The 16,203-nt window shown below is 63.6% G+C and carries 14 protein-coding genes and 1 tRNA gene; 8 read left to right on the top strand and 7 right to left on the bottom strand.

Annotated elements, in window-relative coordinates:
- Positions 1-6 precede the first annotated feature (6 nt).
- Genes HMI59_RS04030 through HMI59_RS04020 form a run of 3 tightly spaced genes read right to left on the bottom strand, consistent with a single transcriptional unit; the run spans position 7 to position 1,630 of the window.
- The gene (locus HMI59_RS04030; protein ID WP_193592887.1) at positions 7-918 is read right to left on the bottom strand and encodes an NUDIX hydrolase; all 912 of its coding nucleotides are present in this window, start codon (positions 916-918) and stop codon (positions 7-9) included.
- 17 nt (positions 919-935) lie between these two features.
- Entirely contained in the window at positions 936-1,472 is a 537-nt protein-coding gene (locus tag HMI59_RS04025) for a RidA family protein (protein WP_193592886.1), read from the bottom strand.
- A 2-nt stretch (positions 1,473-1,474) separates the two neighbouring features.
- Positions 1,475-1,630 (bottom strand): DUF4177 domain-containing protein, encoded by a 156-nt coding sequence (locus HMI59_RS04020; RefSeq protein WP_011775990.1) that lies wholly within the window; start codon positions 1,628-1,630, stop codon positions 1,475-1,477.
- 37 nt (positions 1,631-1,667) lie between these two features.
- Here HMI59_RS04020 and HMI59_RS04015 point away from each other — a divergent pair, with 37 nt between their 5' ends.
- From HMI59_RS04015 to HMI59_RS03995, 5 genes are all read left to right on the top strand, one after another.
- The gene (locus tag HMI59_RS04015; protein ID WP_193592885.1) at positions 1,668-3,980 is read left to right on the top strand and encodes a transglycosylase domain-containing protein; all 2,313 of its coding nucleotides are present in this window, start codon (positions 1,668-1,670) and stop codon (positions 3,978-3,980) included.
- A 3-nt stretch (positions 3,981-3,983) separates the two neighbouring features.
- Positions 3,984-4,931, top strand: coding sequence for a metallophosphoesterase (locus HMI59_RS04010; protein WP_193592884.1), 948 nt, complete (start codon positions 3,984-3,986; stop codon positions 4,929-4,931).
- Positions 4,932-5,082: 151 nt separating this feature from the next.
- Positions 5,083-6,882 carry an ABC transporter ATP-binding protein gene (locus HMI59_RS04005; protein WP_193592883.1) on the top strand — a complete coding sequence of 600 codons (1,800 nt, stop codon included), beginning with the start codon at positions 5,083-5,085 and terminating at the stop codon, positions 6,880-6,882.
- Complete coding sequence (locus HMI59_RS04000; RefSeq protein ID WP_193592882.1) at positions 6,879-8,711, top strand: ABC transporter ATP-binding protein; 1,833 nt, start codon at positions 6,879-6,881, stop codon at positions 8,709-8,711. The genes HMI59_RS04005 and HMI59_RS04000 overlap by 4 nt, the downstream gene beginning before the upstream one ends.
- A gap of 109 nt (positions 8,712-8,820) precedes the next feature.
- Positions 8,821-8,897: transfer RNA gene (locus HMI59_RS03995), tRNA-Pro, on the top strand.
- A gap of 197 nt (positions 8,898-9,094) precedes the next feature.
- Here HMI59_RS03995 and HMI59_RS03990 read toward each other — a convergent pair.
- Complete coding sequence (locus tag HMI59_RS03990; protein WP_021473780.1) at positions 9,095-9,319, bottom strand: hypothetical protein; 225 nt, start codon at positions 9,317-9,319, stop codon at positions 9,095-9,097.
- A 124-nt stretch (positions 9,320-9,443) separates the two neighbouring features.
- Between HMI59_RS03990 and HMI59_RS03985 the strand changes: the two genes are divergently transcribed.
- Positions 9,444-10,721, top strand: a complete 1,278-nt coding sequence (locus HMI59_RS03985; protein WP_193592881.1) for a helix-turn-helix transcriptional regulator — start codon at positions 9,444-9,446, stop codon at positions 10,719-10,721.
- A 73-nt stretch (positions 10,722-10,794) separates the two neighbouring features.
- Here HMI59_RS03985 and HMI59_RS03980 read toward each other — a convergent pair whose 3' ends face one another.
- Both HMI59_RS03980 and purD read right to left on the bottom strand, forming a co-directional pair.
- Entirely contained in the window at positions 10,795-11,733 is a 939-nt protein-coding gene (locus HMI59_RS03980; protein WP_193592880.1) for a phosphoribosylaminoimidazolesuccinocarboxamide synthase, read from the bottom strand.
- 3 nt (positions 11,734-11,736) lie between these two features.
- Entirely contained in the window at positions 11,737-13,047 is a 1,311-nt protein-coding gene (gene purD / locus HMI59_RS03975) for a phosphoribosylamine--glycine ligase (protein ID WP_193593664.1), read from the bottom strand.
- A gap of 131 nt (positions 13,048-13,178) precedes the next feature.
- On the opposite strand from purD, the gene HMI59_RS03970 reads away from it, so the two are divergent.
- Both HMI59_RS03970 and HMI59_RS03965 read left to right on the top strand, forming a co-directional pair.
- Entirely contained in the window at positions 13,179-14,195 is a 1,017-nt protein-coding gene (locus tag HMI59_RS03970) for an asparaginase (protein ID WP_193592879.1), read from the top strand.
- 28 nt (positions 14,196-14,223) lie between these two features.
- On the top strand, positions 14,224-14,622 hold the full coding sequence (locus HMI59_RS03965) for a sterol carrier family protein (protein WP_193592878.1): 399 nt from the start codon (positions 14,224-14,226) through the stop codon (positions 14,620-14,622).
- 80 nt (positions 14,623-14,702) lie between these two features.
- Here the strand turns inward: HMI59_RS03965 and HMI59_RS03960 are convergent, their stop codons facing one another.
- Positions 14,703-16,190 (bottom strand): cation:dicarboxylate symporter family transporter, encoded by a 1,488-nt coding sequence (locus tag HMI59_RS03960; protein WP_166186445.1) that lies wholly within the window; start codon positions 16,188-16,190, stop codon positions 14,703-14,705.
- Positions 16,191-16,203 lie beyond the last annotated feature (13 nt).

The raw sequence follows: 16,203 nt of genomic DNA, 5'->3' as shown, positions 1-16,203 counted from the left end.
AGAGGGTCAGCGTTCGCGCTGGGGTTCGCCCGGGACTGTCCTTGCGGCTTCGACCTCGAGCATGAGCTGGCCGCCCTCGTCCACGAGCCTGGGCTGGTAGACGTGCGCCTTCCGCTTGTAGCTCAGGTAAGCGATGCAGCCGTTGGCGTGGGCCATTTTCTCGAGCATGATCTCAGACCCGGGAACCAGCAGCTCGCCGAGCTTGTGGCCGACGGTGTTTTCCTGTGCCACTTCATCACCCAGAGCGGAGGTGTCCCTGAGGGCAATAGCCTCGGCAGCGTTGACCCATCGGCCCCATACGCCCTTGCTGCCCAGGATGCCCGGCTGCTGGTTGACGGGAACAGTTGCCGCGAAATAGCGCGTGTTGAAGCGTGAGTGCGCGAAGTCGGGGCTGAGCCAATTGACCAGGGGCTTCAGGAGGTCGGTACGCACGGACAGACCGCGCTTGGCCAGGACCTCTGTGAAGGACTTCTCCTGGGCGGCAACGGCCTCGCGGGCCTTCATCCATTCCACGGTGGAGTTCGACTCCACTGTGGAGGCAGCGTCAGGGCCGGCCAAGAGGACGCCGGTCTCCTCGAAGAGCTCCCGGATGGCGCCCACCACGTGACGGCGGGCGAGTCCGACGTCGTCCGTTCCCATCTGCTCGGCCCAGTGCTGGGGCGACGGGCCCAACCAACCGACGGGTTCGTCGTCGGAGGGTTCAAGCGAACCGCCGGGGAACGCGAGAACGCCCAACGGCGAGGAGCCGGGCCTGTAACCAAGCCACGTCTCCAAGCCGGTGGGCGAATCACGCAGGAGGACAACGGATGATGCGTAGCGGGCGGCCCTGGGGGTCCGCTCGCCAAGGTGAAGCCAGTTCTCTGCCGCTCCTTCGAGTTCAGGAGGCAGGACAAACAGGCGACGGGCAAGCTGCGGCACTTGGGTGAACCGGTTCCTTAGCTGAATTCAGCGATGAGCTCGACCTCGACCGGCGAGTCAAGCGGCAATACGGCAACGCCGACGGCGGAACGGGCGTGGATGCCGGCGTCGCCGAATACCTGGCCCAGGAGTTCGGAAGCGCCGTTGATGACACCGGGCTGGCCGGTGAACGTGGGATCGGATGAGACGAAGCCAACAACTTTGACGATCCGGGTGACGCGGTCGAGGTCGCCGATGACGCTCTTCACTGCTGCGAGGGCATTAATCGCGCATACGGCGGCGTAGCGCTTGGCGTCCTCGGGATCGACGGTGGGCTCATCGGACGTACCGAGTTCGCCTGTGGAGACCTTGCCCGTAGCTTCGAGTTTGCCGTTAATAAAGGGCAGCTGGCCGGAGGTGTGGACGTAGCTGCCGGACACGACGGCCGGAACGTAGGCAGCAACCGGAGCGGCGACCTCGGGAAGGGTCAGTCCGAGCTCCGCGAGGCGCTGTTCGACGGCGGACGTCGGAGCGCCCGATTCCGCGGCAGAGGTGGCTTCTGCGGGGGTAGTCATTGTTACTGCTTCTCCCTTTTAAGGTATGCGACAAGTCCTTTGCCATCGGGGCCACCGACGACCTGTACAAGCTCCCAGCCGTCCTCGCCCCATTGGTCCAGGATCTGCTTCGTGGCATGGATTATGAGCGGAATCGTGGCGTACTCCCATTTGGTCATGACAGAAAGCCTAGCCCTTGCCGGTAAAGTGGAAAACATGGTGACTCGCAAGAACCCCATATTCGACACTGCCACCACCCTCGGAAAGATTCTAGGTTTCCTTGGCGTGAGTGCAATTTGTGGCGTCTTGGTCGCGGGCCTCTTGGTCCCGGCCGCCGCCGTCTCCGGCAGTGCCGCCAGTGGTTCCATCCAGTTCTTTGACACGCTTCCGGCGGAGCTCCAAGTGGACCCGCCGAGCCAGAACACCACGATTCTGGCCAAGGACGGATCGCCCATTGCGTCGATCTACGCGGAGAACCGGACGAAGGTCCCCCTCGACCAGATGAGCCCCTTCATCAAGGACGCTGTCATCGCGATCGAGGACAGCCGTTTTTATGAGCACGGCGGCATCGACACCACGGGCATCATGCGCGCGCTGGTGAGCACGGCCCGCGGTAACAAGCAGGGTGCGTCCACCATCACCCAGCAGTACGTCAACAACGTCATCAACGAGTCACTGGTGGCTTCCGGCAAGGAAGAAGACGTCAAGCTCAACGGCCTCAACAAGGGCGTTGGGGACAAGCTGCGTGAAATGAAGCTCGCGATCGCCTTGGAGAAGAAGTTCTCCAAGGCGCAGATCCTTGAGGGATACCTCAACATCGTCTTCTTCAACCGTGACGCTTACGGCATCGAAGCCGCTTCCAAGTTCTTCTTCAGCACCACCGCGAAGGACCTGACGCTGCCGCAGGCAGCCCTGCTTGCAGGCCTCGTCAACAGCCCCTCGGCCTTTGATCCGATCAGCAACCCGGACAACTCCAAGAAGCGCCGCGACCTGGTGCTGGCGGCCATGGTCAACCAAGGCAAGATCACCCAGGCAGAGTACGACGAGGCCGTGGCCACTCCTGTCACCACCAAGGTCACCCCGGCCCGCCAGGGTTGCGCCTACGCCACCATGGCTCCGTACTTCTGTGACTACGTGCTGCACCTTCTCTTGAACAACCCCGCCTACGGCGAAACTTCCGACGATCGCGAGAAGCGCATCATGCGCGGCGGCCTCACCATCCAGACCACCCTCGACCCCACGGCCCAGGCTGTGGCACAGCAGCAGGTGGACGGTACGGCCGGCGCCAACCCGGACAAGTGGGGCGCGTCGATCGTCTCCGTGCAGCCGGGCACCGGCCAGATCGTGAGCATGGCCCAGAACACAGTGTGGCTCCCGCAAGAGGGCAAGTTCGATCAAACCCAGAACTTCAACGTGGACGTCATGGACGCCAAGGGCAACGACCTGAACGGCATCGGTGGCTTCCAGCCCGGCTCGACGATGAAGCCGTTTACGTTCGCCCAGTGGTTGAACGAAGGCAAGTCCATGAACCAGACGGTCAATGCAGCGCAGCGCCGGTATCCACAAAACTTTCCGTGGAAGAACACCTGTGAAACGCCGACCGTTGGCTGGTATGACGCCACCAACGGCACGTTCGATCTCCAGAACTCCGATGAGGGCTACTACCGCAACATGACGGTCCTCTACGGCCTCATGAACTCCATCAACACCGCCACGTTCGCGTCGGCGGCACAGGTGGACCTCTGTGGGATTCAGAAGATTGTTGACGCTGTGGGAATCCATGGCGGTCTGCCCGCGCGGGACAAGGAAACCGGCAAGATCACGGATCCGAACCCCAAGGTCACCATGACCACGCTGTCCAACCTGATCGGTGCGACGCAGACGGCACCGCTGACGATGGCAAGTGCCTTTGCGACATTCGCCGCTGACGGCAAGTACTGCGAACCAATCGCCATCACCTCCGTGAAGGACCAGACCGGAGCAGATCTTCCGGCGCAGTCATCCAACTGCAAGGATGCCGTCAAGCCGGAAGTTGCACGCGGCGTGGCTTACGCGATGCAGGAAGTACTGAATGCCGGCTCCGGTTCCTTGATCCGCCCGGCGCTCAGCACGAAGAACAACTTCCCCGTCGCCGCCAAGACCGGTACCAACGACTCCAACGGCTCCACGTGGGTTGTGGGTTACACCACGGGGCTGGCCACGGCCTCTTGGTTCGGCGATCCCTTGGGTGACCAGCTCCGCCCGGGCCGCAACATCACCGTCAACGGCAAGTTCTACCAGTCCATTGACGGTTACATGATCGCCGGTCCGCAGTTCACCAACTTCATGCTGGCGGTGGCACCTGCGTATGGCACCAACCCGTTCCCGGCACCGCCGTCGAACCTCATGGGTGGCGGAGCGCCGCAGCGCAACAACACACCGGCGCCCAACACCCAGAACAGCCAGGCCCCGTCGAACAGCGGCAATAGTGGCAACAACGGGAACAACAACGGTGGAAACGGCAATAACAACGGCCCCGGCAAGGACTAACTAGTGACTTTCCGCGATTCCCTGGCAAACCGCGTCCGCGTTATCGGGCGCGGTTTCGCCGTAACTACAGCAATCGGAGCAACAGCCGGCGCAGCAGCTGCCGCCTACGGCTGGTGGGAAAAGGACCAGTTCGAGCTCAGGCGGGAGACGCTGCCCATTCTCCCCGAGGGCTTTGGACCACTCCGTGTCCTGCACCTGAGCGACATTCATTTCGTCCCCGGGCAAACCAAGAAGGCGCAGTGGCTGCGGTCTTTGGCAGACCTCAAACCGGACCTCGTGGTCAATACCGGTGACAACCTGAGCCACAAGAAAGCAATTGATCCCTTGGTGGAGGCGCTCCGTCCACTGATGGAGTTCCCGGGCGTCTTTGTGCCGGGTTCCAACGACTACTACGCGCCCCGCATGAAGAATCCTGCCGGCTACTTCCGTGGACCGTCCAAGCCCAAGCAGGATCCCATCAAGCTCGATTGGCCCAAGCTCCGCACGGCCTTCGGCATGGGCGGGTGGATCGAACTGACCAACCGGGCCCAATCGGTGGTCATCGACGGACTGCGGTTCGACTTCTCCGGTGTTGATGATCCGCACTTGAAGCGTGACCGTTTCGCCGGCTGGCCCCGCGGCACAGTCAACCAGGATGCCCGCCCCCGTCTGAGGGTTGGGGTCATCCACGCACCGTACCAACGCGTCCTTGACCGCTTCACCGAAGCGGAGGCAGACCTCATCCTCGCCGGGCACACTCACGGCGGCCAGATCTGCATCCCGGGCTACGGTGCGCTCGTGTCCAATTGCGACCTCCCCACGTGGCGCGCCCGAGGCCTCCACGATTGGGAAAGCGATGGATTCACGACGCCGGTGAACGTCTCCGGCGGTATCGGAACCTCCCGCTTCGCCCCGGTCCGCATCGCGTGCCGCCCGGAAGCGGTCCTGCTGACCCTTACGGCCCGCAACTGAACCAGCTGCGGCATTACAAAGCCCAATAACTGGGACCATCATTCCAACGGCGTCGCGCCATCCTGTGAAACGAATCACGGCATGGCATAGGGTTGTTGCTACGGGAAACTACCTCCGCACCACCTGAAGATCCAGCTGTTGAGAAGCGGGCATGTCCAAGCAAACGTCGTTCTTTACCTCCGTCGGCCGGCTATACCCCCATGTGCGGCCTATCCTCCCCCGGCTTTTCATGGGCCTGTTGTGTGCCTTGCTTGCCAGTGTCGTGGCACTGGCCATCCCGCAGGTGCTCCGGGTACTGGTCAATAACTCGCTTGAACCCGACGGCGACCCGGGCGCCGTCTGGACTGCCGCCGTCGTGATTCTTGCGCTCGGCGTGGGCGAAGCGGGACTGGTGGCGCTGCGCCGTCAGTTCGTGATCAACCCTGCGACCACGGTCGAGACGAAGATGAGGGTGTCCCTGTACGGGCACTTGCAGCAGCTCACGGTTGCCTTCCATGATCGCTGGGGGTCGGGGCAGCTGCTCTCGCGGGCCATGACGGACCTCAGCTTCCTCCGCCGCTGGATGGCATTCGGCGCCATCATGCTGGTGGTCACGACGCTCACGGTGATCATTGGCGTGGGCGTCATGTTCTCCATGAGCTGGCAGTTGGCGTTGATCTTCCTGGCGGCTGCCGTCCCGATCATGGTCAACTCGTTCCGTTTCCGCCGCCGCTTCAGCCTGGTCACGCGGCTCAGCCAGGACCAGGCCGGCGACCTTGCCACCACAGTGGAAGAGTCCGTCCACGGCATCCGCGTCCTGAAAGCGTTCGGACGCAGCCGGGAAGCGCTGGAGAACTTCAATGGACAGGCCGAGGAACTTCGCCAGACGGAGATCGCCAAAGCCAAGCAACAGGCCGGCTTCACGCTGGTAGTCACCCTCCTGCCCGAACTTGCCCTGGGTGTTGGACTGGTAGTCGGCATCATGCTGGCTGCTTCAGGCCAACTGAGCATTGGAGCGCTCGTTGCCTTCTTCGCCACCGCGGCGGTCGTGGCGACTCCCGTGGAATTCTCGGGCATGCTTCTGGCGATGGCGCTGACCGCCAAGACCGCGCTTGACCGCCACTTCGAGGTCATGGACACGGTCAACACCATTACGTCCCCGGACCAGCCCGCCACCCCTTCCGTGGTCAGGGGCGCCTTGGGCTTTGAGCACGCAGGCTTCGGGTTCGACGACGGCGGGACCCTCCTACACGACGTCACCCTGGACATCCGCCCCGGCGAAACCATGGCCCTCGTGGGCATCACGGGAAGCGGGAAGAGCGCCATGCTGCAGCTGGTTCCGCGCCTCTACGACGTGACCGAAGGAGCTGTGACCATCGACGGCGTGGACGTGCGCGACTTCGACCTCCAAGAACTCCGGAGGATTGTGGCCGTGGCATTCGAGGACACCACGCTCTTCTCCAGTTCCGTCCGGGACAACGTCCTGCTGGGCGCGCCCGACCCCTCGGATGCAGCCCTCGACGAAGCACTTGACGTCGCCCAGGCACAGTTCGCCTATTCATTGCCGGACGGCGTGGACACCTTGATCGGAGAGGAAGGGCTGAGCCTCTCCGGTGGCCAGCGGCAAAGGATCGCCCTGGCCCGCGCCATCGCAGCCAAGCCGAAGGTCCTGGTGTTGGATGACCCCCTGTCCGCCTTGGACGTCAACACCGAGGAACGCGTGGAAGCGCGGCTCCGCGATGTCCTCCACGACACCACGACGCTCATCGTTGCGCACAGGCCGTCAACGGTAGCGTTGGCGGACCGCGTGGCCTTGCTCGAAAACGGAACCATCACCGCCGTCGGAACCCATACCGAACTCCTGGTCAACAACGCCCACTACCGCTACGTCATCGCGAGCCTGGACACCGGGCCCAAGGACCTGGACAGCGAACTGCACGATCTCGAGGACGCAGAGGAGTCCCGCCGGTGAGTGCCACGACTTTTGGAACGGCCAACGAGGACAACACCCTTCTCTCCAAAGCGGACAGCAAAGCCGTACGACGGCGGTCCCTCGCCTTGCTTGCCTCCCTGATACGTCCGGTCCGGCTGCGTTTTTGGTTGACGATCGTGATGGTTGTGGTTTCACAGCTCACCCGCGTTGCGGGGCCGGCACTCATCGCTTTTGGCATCGACCACGCACTCCCCGCGTTGCAGTCCGGTGACAACGGTCCGCTGATTCTGGTGGGCGTTCTGTATATTGCCGCGGCTGTGGCCACCGCCGGAATGACGGCGCTGTACGTCACGTCCACGGCACGCCTGAGCCAGGCGATGCTGTTGGATCTCCGGGTCCGGGTGTTCCGCCACACTCAGCGGCTGAGCCTCGAATTCCACGAGAAATACACGTCCGGACGCATCATCGCCAGGCAGACCTCGGACCTTGAGGCACTCCGCGAGCTCCTGGACTCAGGCGTCAGCTCACTGGCATCCGGGCTGCTCTTCATGATCTTCACCGCGGTCACCATCTTCGCATTGGACTGGCGAAGCGGACTGATCGTTTTGGCTGCAGGCGTACCCATGTTCTTCCTGGCCCGCTGGTACCAAATTCGTTCCCAGATCGCCTTCCGGGAATCCCGCGTCGTGTCGGCACGGCTGATCGTCCACTTCGTGGAGACCATGACCGGCATCCGTGCGGTCAAGGCTTTCCGCAAGGAGCGTGAGAACGCCGAACAATACGGCGAGGTGGCCGAGGACTACCGCAAGGTCACGGTCCGGTCGATCTTCCTGAACGGTGTCCTGCAGCCCGGATTGGTGCTGATCGGCAACGTCTGCGTCGCTGTAGTTCTGTTGTTCGGAGGCTTCCGGGTTCTCAGCGGGGATCTGGCGGTGGGTGTCCTGCTGGCCCTTATTCTGTCCACTAAGCGCTTCTTCCAGCCCGTGGACCAGATGGCAATGTTCTACAACTCCTTCCAAAGTGCGCAGGCTGCCCTGGAAAAGGTGTCCGGGCTGCTCGAGGAAGTTCCCACCGTCCGCCCGCCCAAGAACCCGGTGGCGTTGAAGCAGCCGCGCGGCGAGATCGACTTCAACAGCGTGGAATTCGGCTACAACGACGGCAGCGTTGTGGTTCCACGGCTTGACCTGCACATTCCTGCCGGACAGACAGTGGCGCTGGTGGGGCAGACGGGCGCCGGCAAGTCAACGCTGGCCAAGCTCATAGCGCGTTTCTATGACATCTCTTCCGGGTCCATCACGCTGGACGGCGTCGATCTGCGCGATCTGTCCACCACCGATCTTCGGCGGGCAGTGGTCATGGTCACCCAGGAAGCTTTCCTCTTCAGTGGCTCGGTGGCGGACAACATTGCCCTGGGACGCCCGGAAGCGTCCCGCGCCGAGATTGAAGCAGCGGCAAGAGCAGTGGGAGCCCACGAGTTCATCATGGGCCTGCCAGACGGTTACGACACCGATGTGAACAAGCGCGGCGGACGCGTATCCTCCGGGCAGCGCCAGCTCATAGGCTTCGCCCGGGCCTTCCTTGCGGCACCGGCAGTCCTGATCCTGGATGAGGCAACCTCCTCCCTGGATATCCCTTCCGAGCGGATGGTCCAGCAGGGATTGGCCAGCCTGCTGGAAGGAGTATCCGGGGGCAGCGCGGGACGGACTGCGATCATCATTGCCCACCGTCTTTCCACCGTCGAGACTGCCGACCGGGTGCTGGTGGTCCACGACGGACGGATCGTTGAAGACGGGACACCCGCGGAATTGATCTCCGGCGGCGGCAGGTTCGCCCGACTGCACGGGGCGTGGCGGGATTCCCTGGTTTAGCGTCAAAGGGTTGGGGCTCAGGGTGTTGTTGTGACGAGCAACACCGCTCCCCCGATTTCGCATCCCGCACCGATTCAGCTATTCTTTAACAGTTGCTTTCGCAGCGGATCGGGATGTAGCGCAGCTTGGTAGCGCGCTTCGTTCGGGACGAAGAGGTCGCAGGTTCAAATCCTGTCATCCCGACCAATAACGAAAATGGCGTCGAGAAATCGGCGCCATTTTTGTTTTAAGTTGGGCCCGGGCCCCTGGGCCGGGACCTTGGGCCGGGGCCTTGTCTCAAGGCACGAGGCTCACGGTTGCGGCGCCGGGCTGTCCACGCATAAAACGCAAAAAGAAACCCCGGAGCTGCTCGTGATGCTCCGGGGTTCCAGTCGAATGATTGATTACATCGGATCCGGCCAGTTGCCGATGGACGAGGTGGTGTACGTCGTCTCCGTTGTCTTGGTGGGTGCCGCTACGCTTGCGCGCATCGGATCAGGCCAGTTGCCAATGGCACTGAGCGAAGTGTCGGATTCAACGGTCGAAGCCGCGGAGACGACTGCGGGAGCCGCAACCGTGAACGCAAGCGCGCCTGCCAGTGCCACCGAGGCGGCGAGTTTCTTGAACATATTGTTCCCCAATGCGAGTCGGATTCGTTACGGAAATTGCGCGGTCCCTGTTGACATACATTGTAAAATGTTTTCCACAGACACTGTCAAGGTTTGGGTCGAAAGACACCGTAGGGAGGAACCCGTGGGAAACGGATTCGGCGAGAAACTACGTGCCGAACGGCTGGAACGCGGTCTGACCCAGGCCGAGCTGGGTAAGAACCTGTACTCCCCGAGCTACATCTCCCTGCTTGAAACCGGACGGCGCGAGCCCACCCAAGAGGTCATCGAGGAACTCGCCCGGCGCTTGGAATTGGCACCTAAGGCCTTGGAGGCCTGGAGCCAGCCCGTTTCAGTCAGTGACGCCGAGTACGTCCTGGCCGGTCTTTACGCCCGGCAGGCCTGGGACCTCCGCGATTACCAATTAGCCGCCAGTCATGCAGCAACGGCAGCGCAGATCGCGCTGGAAGCCAAGAACAACAGCGCTTGGTGGAACATGACCTACATGCAGGCCGAGTGCGTCATGAAGCAGGGCCTGCTGAAGGAATGCCAGCAGATTGTCGAACACCTGCTGGAACACCCTATGGCCACCGAGTCCGCAGGCTTGGGAGTGCGCGCCTGGCAGATGCTTGCTGCTGTGTGCCACGGTCAAGGCCAACTGGCCACCGCCGTCGAGCATGCCAAAAAGGCCGTTGAACTCTCCAGTGAGCTGCCCAAGGGATCCACACTGATCATTGGCGCCCACCGGGCGTTGATCGGTGCTCTGGCCGAGAGCGGCAAACTGGACGAGGCGTGGGAGTACTGCCTCGCGATGATCGATCACATGGATGAGCACTCCATGTCCCAGCTCGCCGGCGAGGTGGCCTGGGTGGTGGGCAACGTCGCCTTCATGCGCCACGATTACGCAGAGGGCATCAAGCACCACGAACGGGCCGCCAAGCTCCTCTCCCCCGCCAACGACATCGAACTGTGGGCCCGCTTCAACAAGGCCTCCGCCGCAGTCCGGCTGTCCTCCGGAATCGTTGAGCCGGAGACGTTGTCCGCCATCGAGCGGGCCGAGTTGGCCCTGTCCATTGTGGGCGGCAACAAGACCGACCAGCTCGAAGTCGCTTTCATCCGTGCGCGCTGGCTGTACCTGACCGGTGACATTCCTGCCGCCGTCGACAAACTGCGGGAGATTTACGAGGACCGCAAGGTCCTGGCCCGGCACACTGCCGGCGAAGTCTCGCTTCTGCTCGGCAAGTCGTTGAAGGCTGCGGGCGAAACCGCCGAGGCGCTTCACTTCCTGGAGGAAGCACAGCACGACTTCAGCGCGGCGGGTGCCTCAGACCGTGTCCAGCAGGCCATGGACGCGGTCCTGGAAATCCGCTTGGCCGAACGCCGCGCCGCCGCAACACACCCGGAACACTCAGAGGCCAGCTAAACCCATCTAAGTAGCAGTAGAGCGCGTTTTGAGGGTTCAAAACGCGCTCTACTGCTACTCAGTTGGGGCGGGGTTACGCGAAGGTGCGGCCCGTCAGTTTCTCGTACGCTTCGACGTAGCGGGCGCGGGTGCGCTCCACAACCTCGGCAGGCAGTGCCGGCGGAGGGGTGTCCGAGGACTTGTCCCACCCGGATTCCGCGGAGGTCAGCCAGTCACGGACGTACTGCTTGTCATAGGACGGCTGCGACTTGCCCGGTGCGTACGTGGACGCATCCCAGAATCGGGACGAGTCCGGCGTCAGGACCTCATCGCCCAGGGTGATCACGCCCGTGTTCGCATCGACACCGAACTCCACCTTGGTGTCTGCCAGGATGATGCCCCGTTCCCGGGCGATCTCCTCGGCGCGGGTGTAGATCTTCAGGGTGAGCTCGCTCAGGCGTGCAGCGATGTCGTCGCCAACCATGGCCACAACGTCGTCGTACGTGATGTTCTCGTCGTGTTCGCCCACCTCGGCCTTGGCCGACGGCGTGAACAGCGCTTTCTTCAGGCGGGACCCGTCAACCAGGCCCTCGGGGAGCGGAATGTCGCACACCGTGCCCGATTCCTTGTACTCGGCCAGCCCCGAGCCGGTCAGATACCCGCGGGCGATGCACTCCACAGGGAACATGTCCAGCTTCTTGCAGATCATGGCCCGGCCCTCAACCTCCGCCGGAACACCGCCTTCAGCCGTGGAAGCGAGCACGTGGTGCTCAACACCCAGCTGCTCGAACCACCACAGGCTCAATTGCGTCAGCACGCGGCCCTTGTCCGGGATCTCGCTGCTCAGCACATGGTCGTAGGCGCTGATCCGGTCGCTGGCGACCACCAGGACGCACTCCTGCCCGAACTTCTCGTTAATGGACTCATCGGCGGGAACGTAGAGGTCGCGGACCTTGCCGGAGTACACGTGCGTCCAGCCGGGAAGCTGCAGGGCCTCCGTCTCAAGGCCGCCGGTGGGAAGGGACTCAGTCATGGCTCAGGCCTGCACTTTCGGGATGCTTCCGGTGGCGCCGTACGGTACGTGGATTTCTCCGCGAGCGGCCTTGCCTGCAATATCCGTACGGAACTGTGCGCCTTCGAGCTGAACCAGCTCCACGCCGTCGTACGCTTTTTCGCGCGCGTCCACCAGGTCGGAACCGAGCGCAACAACGGCCAGGACGCGGCCGCCGGCCGAAACCACCTTGCCGTCGTCGTCCAGCTTGGTGCCGGCATGGATAACGTGGACGCCGTCCAGCTCGTCAACCTTCTTGAGGCCGCGGATGCGATCGCCCGTGCGGGGCGTGTCCGGGTAGTTCTCAGCGGCCACGACGACGGCGACTGCCGTGTCCTTGGACCAGCGCAGCTCTTCTGCCGTGTCCAGTTCGCCCTTGGCAGCTGCCAGCAGCAGCGCACCGAGCGGCGTCTTGAGGCGGGCAAGGACGGCCTGGGTCTCAGGATCGCCGAAGCGGACGTTGAACTCGATGACGCGGGTGCCGCGAGAGGTCAACGCGAGGCCGCAGTACAGGACCCCGATGAAAGGCGTGCCACGGCGGGCCATCTCGTCCACGGTGGGTTGGGCGACGCGGTCGATGACTTCCTGGACGAGGCCTTCCGGAGCCCACTCCAGCGGGGTGTAGGCACCCATGCCGCCGGTGTTGGGGCCTTCGTCGTTGTCGAAGATGCGCTTGAAGTCCTGCGCCGGGGACAACGGGACGGTGTTGCGGCCGTCGCAAAGAACAAACAGGGACACCTCGGGGCCGTCGAGGAACTCCTCGATCACCACGGTTCCGCCGGCGTCGAAGCAGGCCTGCGCGTGGGCCAGGGCTTCGTCGCGGTCACGGGTGACAACAACGCCCTTGCCGGCAGCCAGTCCGTCGTCTTTCACAACATAGGGAGCACCGAACGTGTCCAGCGCGTCGGCGGCTTCTTCGGCGTTCTCGGCAACCCGGGCCATGGCGGTCGGCACGCCGGCCTCGGCCATGATCTGCTTCGCGAAAGCCTTGGATGCCTCAAGCTGGGCGGCTTCCTTGCCAGGACCGAAAACGGGAATGCCTGCCTCACGGACGGCGTCGGAAACACCGGCAGCGAGGGGAGCTTCCGGACCAACCACTACCAGGTCCACGCCGAGCTTGGTGGCAAGGGCGGACACGGCTTCCGGGCTGTTCCCGTCGATCGCGTGGGTGGGAACCAGTTTGCTGATGCCTGCGTTTCCGGGCGCCGCGTGGACCTCGGAGACGTTGGGATCTTCAAGCAGGGAGCGGACAATGGCGTGTTCGCGGCCGCCTGGGCCAATGACGAGTACCTTCACAGTCTTCAAGGGTACTTTGTGAAGGCGTGCGAGTCCTAAGGTGTGTCAGCCCCCGGGCAAGGATGGCCCGGCGTGCATGACCCGGGAGGGATGACCCGCTGCCCACGCCCCACGCCGCCTAGACTGGGCTCATGCCACTGAGTTCCCATGAAACGTTCACCGTTGAGTCCGCCGTCGAACTTGCAGTGATCGAACGCAGCGGCTTCATCGAGTCCCGGCACATCGGTTCCGCGGTGGTCCTGTCGGGGGACGGGAACGTGGTTACGAGCCTCGGCGACATTGACGCCCCCGTCATGGCCCGCTCAACCCTCAAGCCGTTCCAGGCCCTCGCCGCCATGCAGTCCGGCGTCCCGCTCCGCGGCGCACAGGTGGCCCTTGCCTGCGCCAGCCACAACGGCTCCCTCGATCACATGGACGTGGTTGAACGCATGCTGAAAGCGGCCGGGCTAAAGGAAGACCAGCTCCAGTGCCCCGCAGCCTGGCCCCAGGACGAGACCGCAAGGAACTGGCTGGTCCGGACCGAGCGGGGCCAGTCGAAACTCGCCTTCAACTGCTCGGGCAAGCACGCGGCTTTCCTCTGGGCGTGCGTGGAAAACGGCTGGGACCTCCGCAGCTACCTCGAGCCGAACCACCCCCTGCAGCAGCAAGTGCGCGCCGTGATCGAGGAGTACGCCGACCAGCGGATTGCGCATCTGGGCATCGACGGCTGTGGCGCACCCGTTGCGGCGATCTCCTTGACCGGCTTGGCCCGGGCCTACTCGCGCTTGGCCCAATCGCCCGGGAACCCGGCTTCGAATGCCCGGGCCGCCACCATCGCCACGTCCATGCTGGACTACCCGTGGGCCGTGCAAGGCCGGGGCGAAGCGAATACCACCGTCATGGAAGAGCTGGGAGTCCTGGCCAAGATCGGCGCGGAAGGGGTGCTGGTCCTCGCCACGGACACCGGCGCGACCGTGGCCGTCAAAGTGCTGGACGGGAACCTTCGGGCCACGTCGCTGGTAGGCCTGACGCTCCTTGCCGTGAGCGGCGCCGTGGACATCCCGGCGGTCTCCAACGTGCTGGAGCGCGTGGTGGAACCCGTCCTCGGCGGGGGACGGCAAGTAGGCAGGATCCGGCTGGGCAATGCCGTGTCCGCGTTGCTCGACTGAGACTGATACGTAGGTTTAGGAGAAGTTCATGGCAGTTGCACGTCGCCGCGTCGACATCAACGAGGGCCGCGCCGCGCTGGAAGCCTGGCAGTCCGCCGTCGGGCCCCGGGAAGGTTCCGGCGGCGACGAAGCCGGGACCCCGCCGTCGCGCTCCATCATTGCGACGGCGGTCCGCTACTCGCTGGAGGAAGTCACCGCACGCGCGCCGGGCAATTCAGTGGAGGTGCGTGTACCGCCGTTCGGCGTGACGCAGTGCGTGGAGGGTCCGCGGCATACGCGGGGCACTCCCCCGAACGTCATCGAGACCGACGGCGCCACCTGGCTTGAACTGGTGACCGGACTGATCACGTGGGGAGAGGCCGTTGCCGCCGGGCGTGTAGCAGCTTCCGGCCTGCGCGCGGACCTTTCAACGCTCCTGCCGCTCTAGGTGTACCAACCCGATCGCGGGCGGAAACAGCTGATGCCCCCAAGACCGGGTCTTGGGGGCATCAGCGCGACTGTTTGGAGTCAGTCGGGGCAGACCGGGGTTTCGGACTGGCCCTTCTTGCTCATTTCGAACTGTGGAATGTTGTCAGGGGTGGGACCGCCACGGAATTTGGGCGACGGGTTCTGGCCGCCGGTGATCCGCTGCAGTTCCTGCTCCTCGTAGACGTCTTCCTTGCCGAGCATGATGGCCGAATCCTCGTTGGTGATCTCGCCCTTGAAAGCACGGAGCATGACGCTGCGGTCGAATTGGCCTTCCCATTTGGCCACCACGAATGTCGCCACGCAGTTGCCGAGCAGGTTCACGACAACGCGCATGGAGTCCATGAGGCGGTCCGCACCGAGGAGGAGTGCGACGCCGGCAACCGGGAAGATGCCCAGGGCTGCGGCGGTTGCCGAGAGGGCCAGGAACGATGAACCCGGAACCCCTGCCATGCCCTTGGAGGTCAGCAGCAGCACACCGAGCGCCGCGAGCTGCTGGCCGAGGTCCAGGTTGTGCCCGAACGCCTGCGCCAGGAACAGCAGTGAGATGGAAAGGTAGATCGCCGCGCCGTCAAGGTTGAAGGAGTAACCCGTGGGAACCACCAGGCCGGTGGTGGCCCGGGAGCAGCCGGCGTTGGTCAGCTTGGTCATGATGCGCGGCATGACGGCCTCCGTCGAGGCGGTGCCGAGTGCCAGCAGGAATTCTTCGCGGGTGTACTTCAGGAAGCTCCACAGCGGAACCCGGGCGAAGCTCCATGCAACGAGGAACAGCAGCGCGATGAAGACGATGGCCGCTCCGTAGCAGGCTGCGATCAAGAGGGCGTAGGTGCTGAGGGTGCCCAGGCCGTACTGGCCGATGATGAACGCCATGGCGCCGAAGGCACCAATGGGGGCGACCTTCATGATCCAGGACATGATCTTGAAGATCAGTTCGAGGACGGTCTCCATGAGGCTGATGACCGGCATGCAGCGTTCCCGGCCGATCACCACGATGGCTGCACCGAAGAAGACGGAGAAGAACAGGACCTGGAGCAGGCTGTTGTTCGCGAAGGCGCCGATGACGCTGGTGGGGATGACGTCCAGGATGAAGGCTGCGGCGTCCTTGGGCGGCGCGTTGCCTGTCTTGGCGTTGAGGGCGTCCTGGGACAGCGTCGCGGGATCGATGTTCAGGCCGGCACCCGGCTGGACGATGTTACCTACGATGAGTCCGAAGACGAGGGCGAAAAGCGTGGCGCCGGTGAAGTACAGGAGTGCTTTGACCCCGACCCTTCCGACCGCCTTGACGTCGCCGACCGCTGAGATACCCGTGACGATCACGAGGAAAATCAGCGGGGCAATGATCATCTTGATGAGTTGAATGAAACCATCGCCCAACGGCCGGAGGGTGGACCCGATGGTCGGCCAAAAGTGGCCGATGAGTACACCTGCGACGACGGCGATCAGAATTTGGAAGAAGAGCGACCTATACAGGGGCTTCTTCTTCCGCGGAGCCGAACTCGCCTTCAGCGCCGCAGAGTCTGGGATCTTCATTGATCTGAACCAA

Origin of the sequence: Paenarthrobacter sp. YJN-5, assembly GCF_015040095.1 — a bacterium.
GTDB lineage: Bacteria > Actinomycetota > Actinomycetes > Actinomycetales > Micrococcaceae > Arthrobacter > Arthrobacter ureafaciens.
Note: the sequence above shows the minus strand (reverse complement) of the source record. Positions and strands in the feature narration are given on the sequence as shown.

Coding starts and splice junctions, on each gene's coding strand:
- HMI59_RS03990 (WP_021473780.1), bottom strand. CDS start 9,319: ATGTTCAAGAAACTCGCCGCCTCGGTGGCACTGGCAGGCGCGCTTGCG.
- HMI59_RS03980 (WP_193592880.1), bottom strand. CDS start 11,733: ATGACTGAGTCCCTTCCCACCGGCGGCCTTGAGACGGAGGCCCTGCAG.
- HMI59_RS04025 (WP_193592886.1), bottom strand. CDS start 1,472: ATGACTACCCCCGCAGAAGCCACCTCTGCCGCGGAATCGGGCGCTCCG.
- HMI59_RS03970 (WP_193592879.1), top strand. CDS start 13,179: ATGCCACTGAGTTCCCATGAAACGTTCACCGTTGAGTCCGCCGTCGAA.
- HMI59_RS04015 (WP_193592885.1), top strand. CDS start 1,668: ATGGTGACTCGCAAGAACCCCATATTCGACACTGCCACCACCCTCGGA.
- HMI59_RS03965 (WP_193592878.1), top strand. CDS start 14,224: ATGGCAGTTGCACGTCGCCGCGTCGACATCAACGAGGGCCGCGCCGCG.
- HMI59_RS04005 (WP_193592883.1), top strand. CDS start 5,083: ATGTCCAAGCAAACGTCGTTCTTTACCTCCGTCGGCCGGCTATACCCC.
- HMI59_RS04020 (WP_011775990.1), bottom strand. CDS start 1,630: ATGACCAAATGGGAGTACGCCACGATTCCGCTCATAATCCATGCCACG.
- HMI59_RS03960 (WP_166186445.1), bottom strand. CDS start 16,190: ATGAAGATCCCAGACTCTGCGGCGCTGAAGGCGAGTTCGGCTCCGCGG.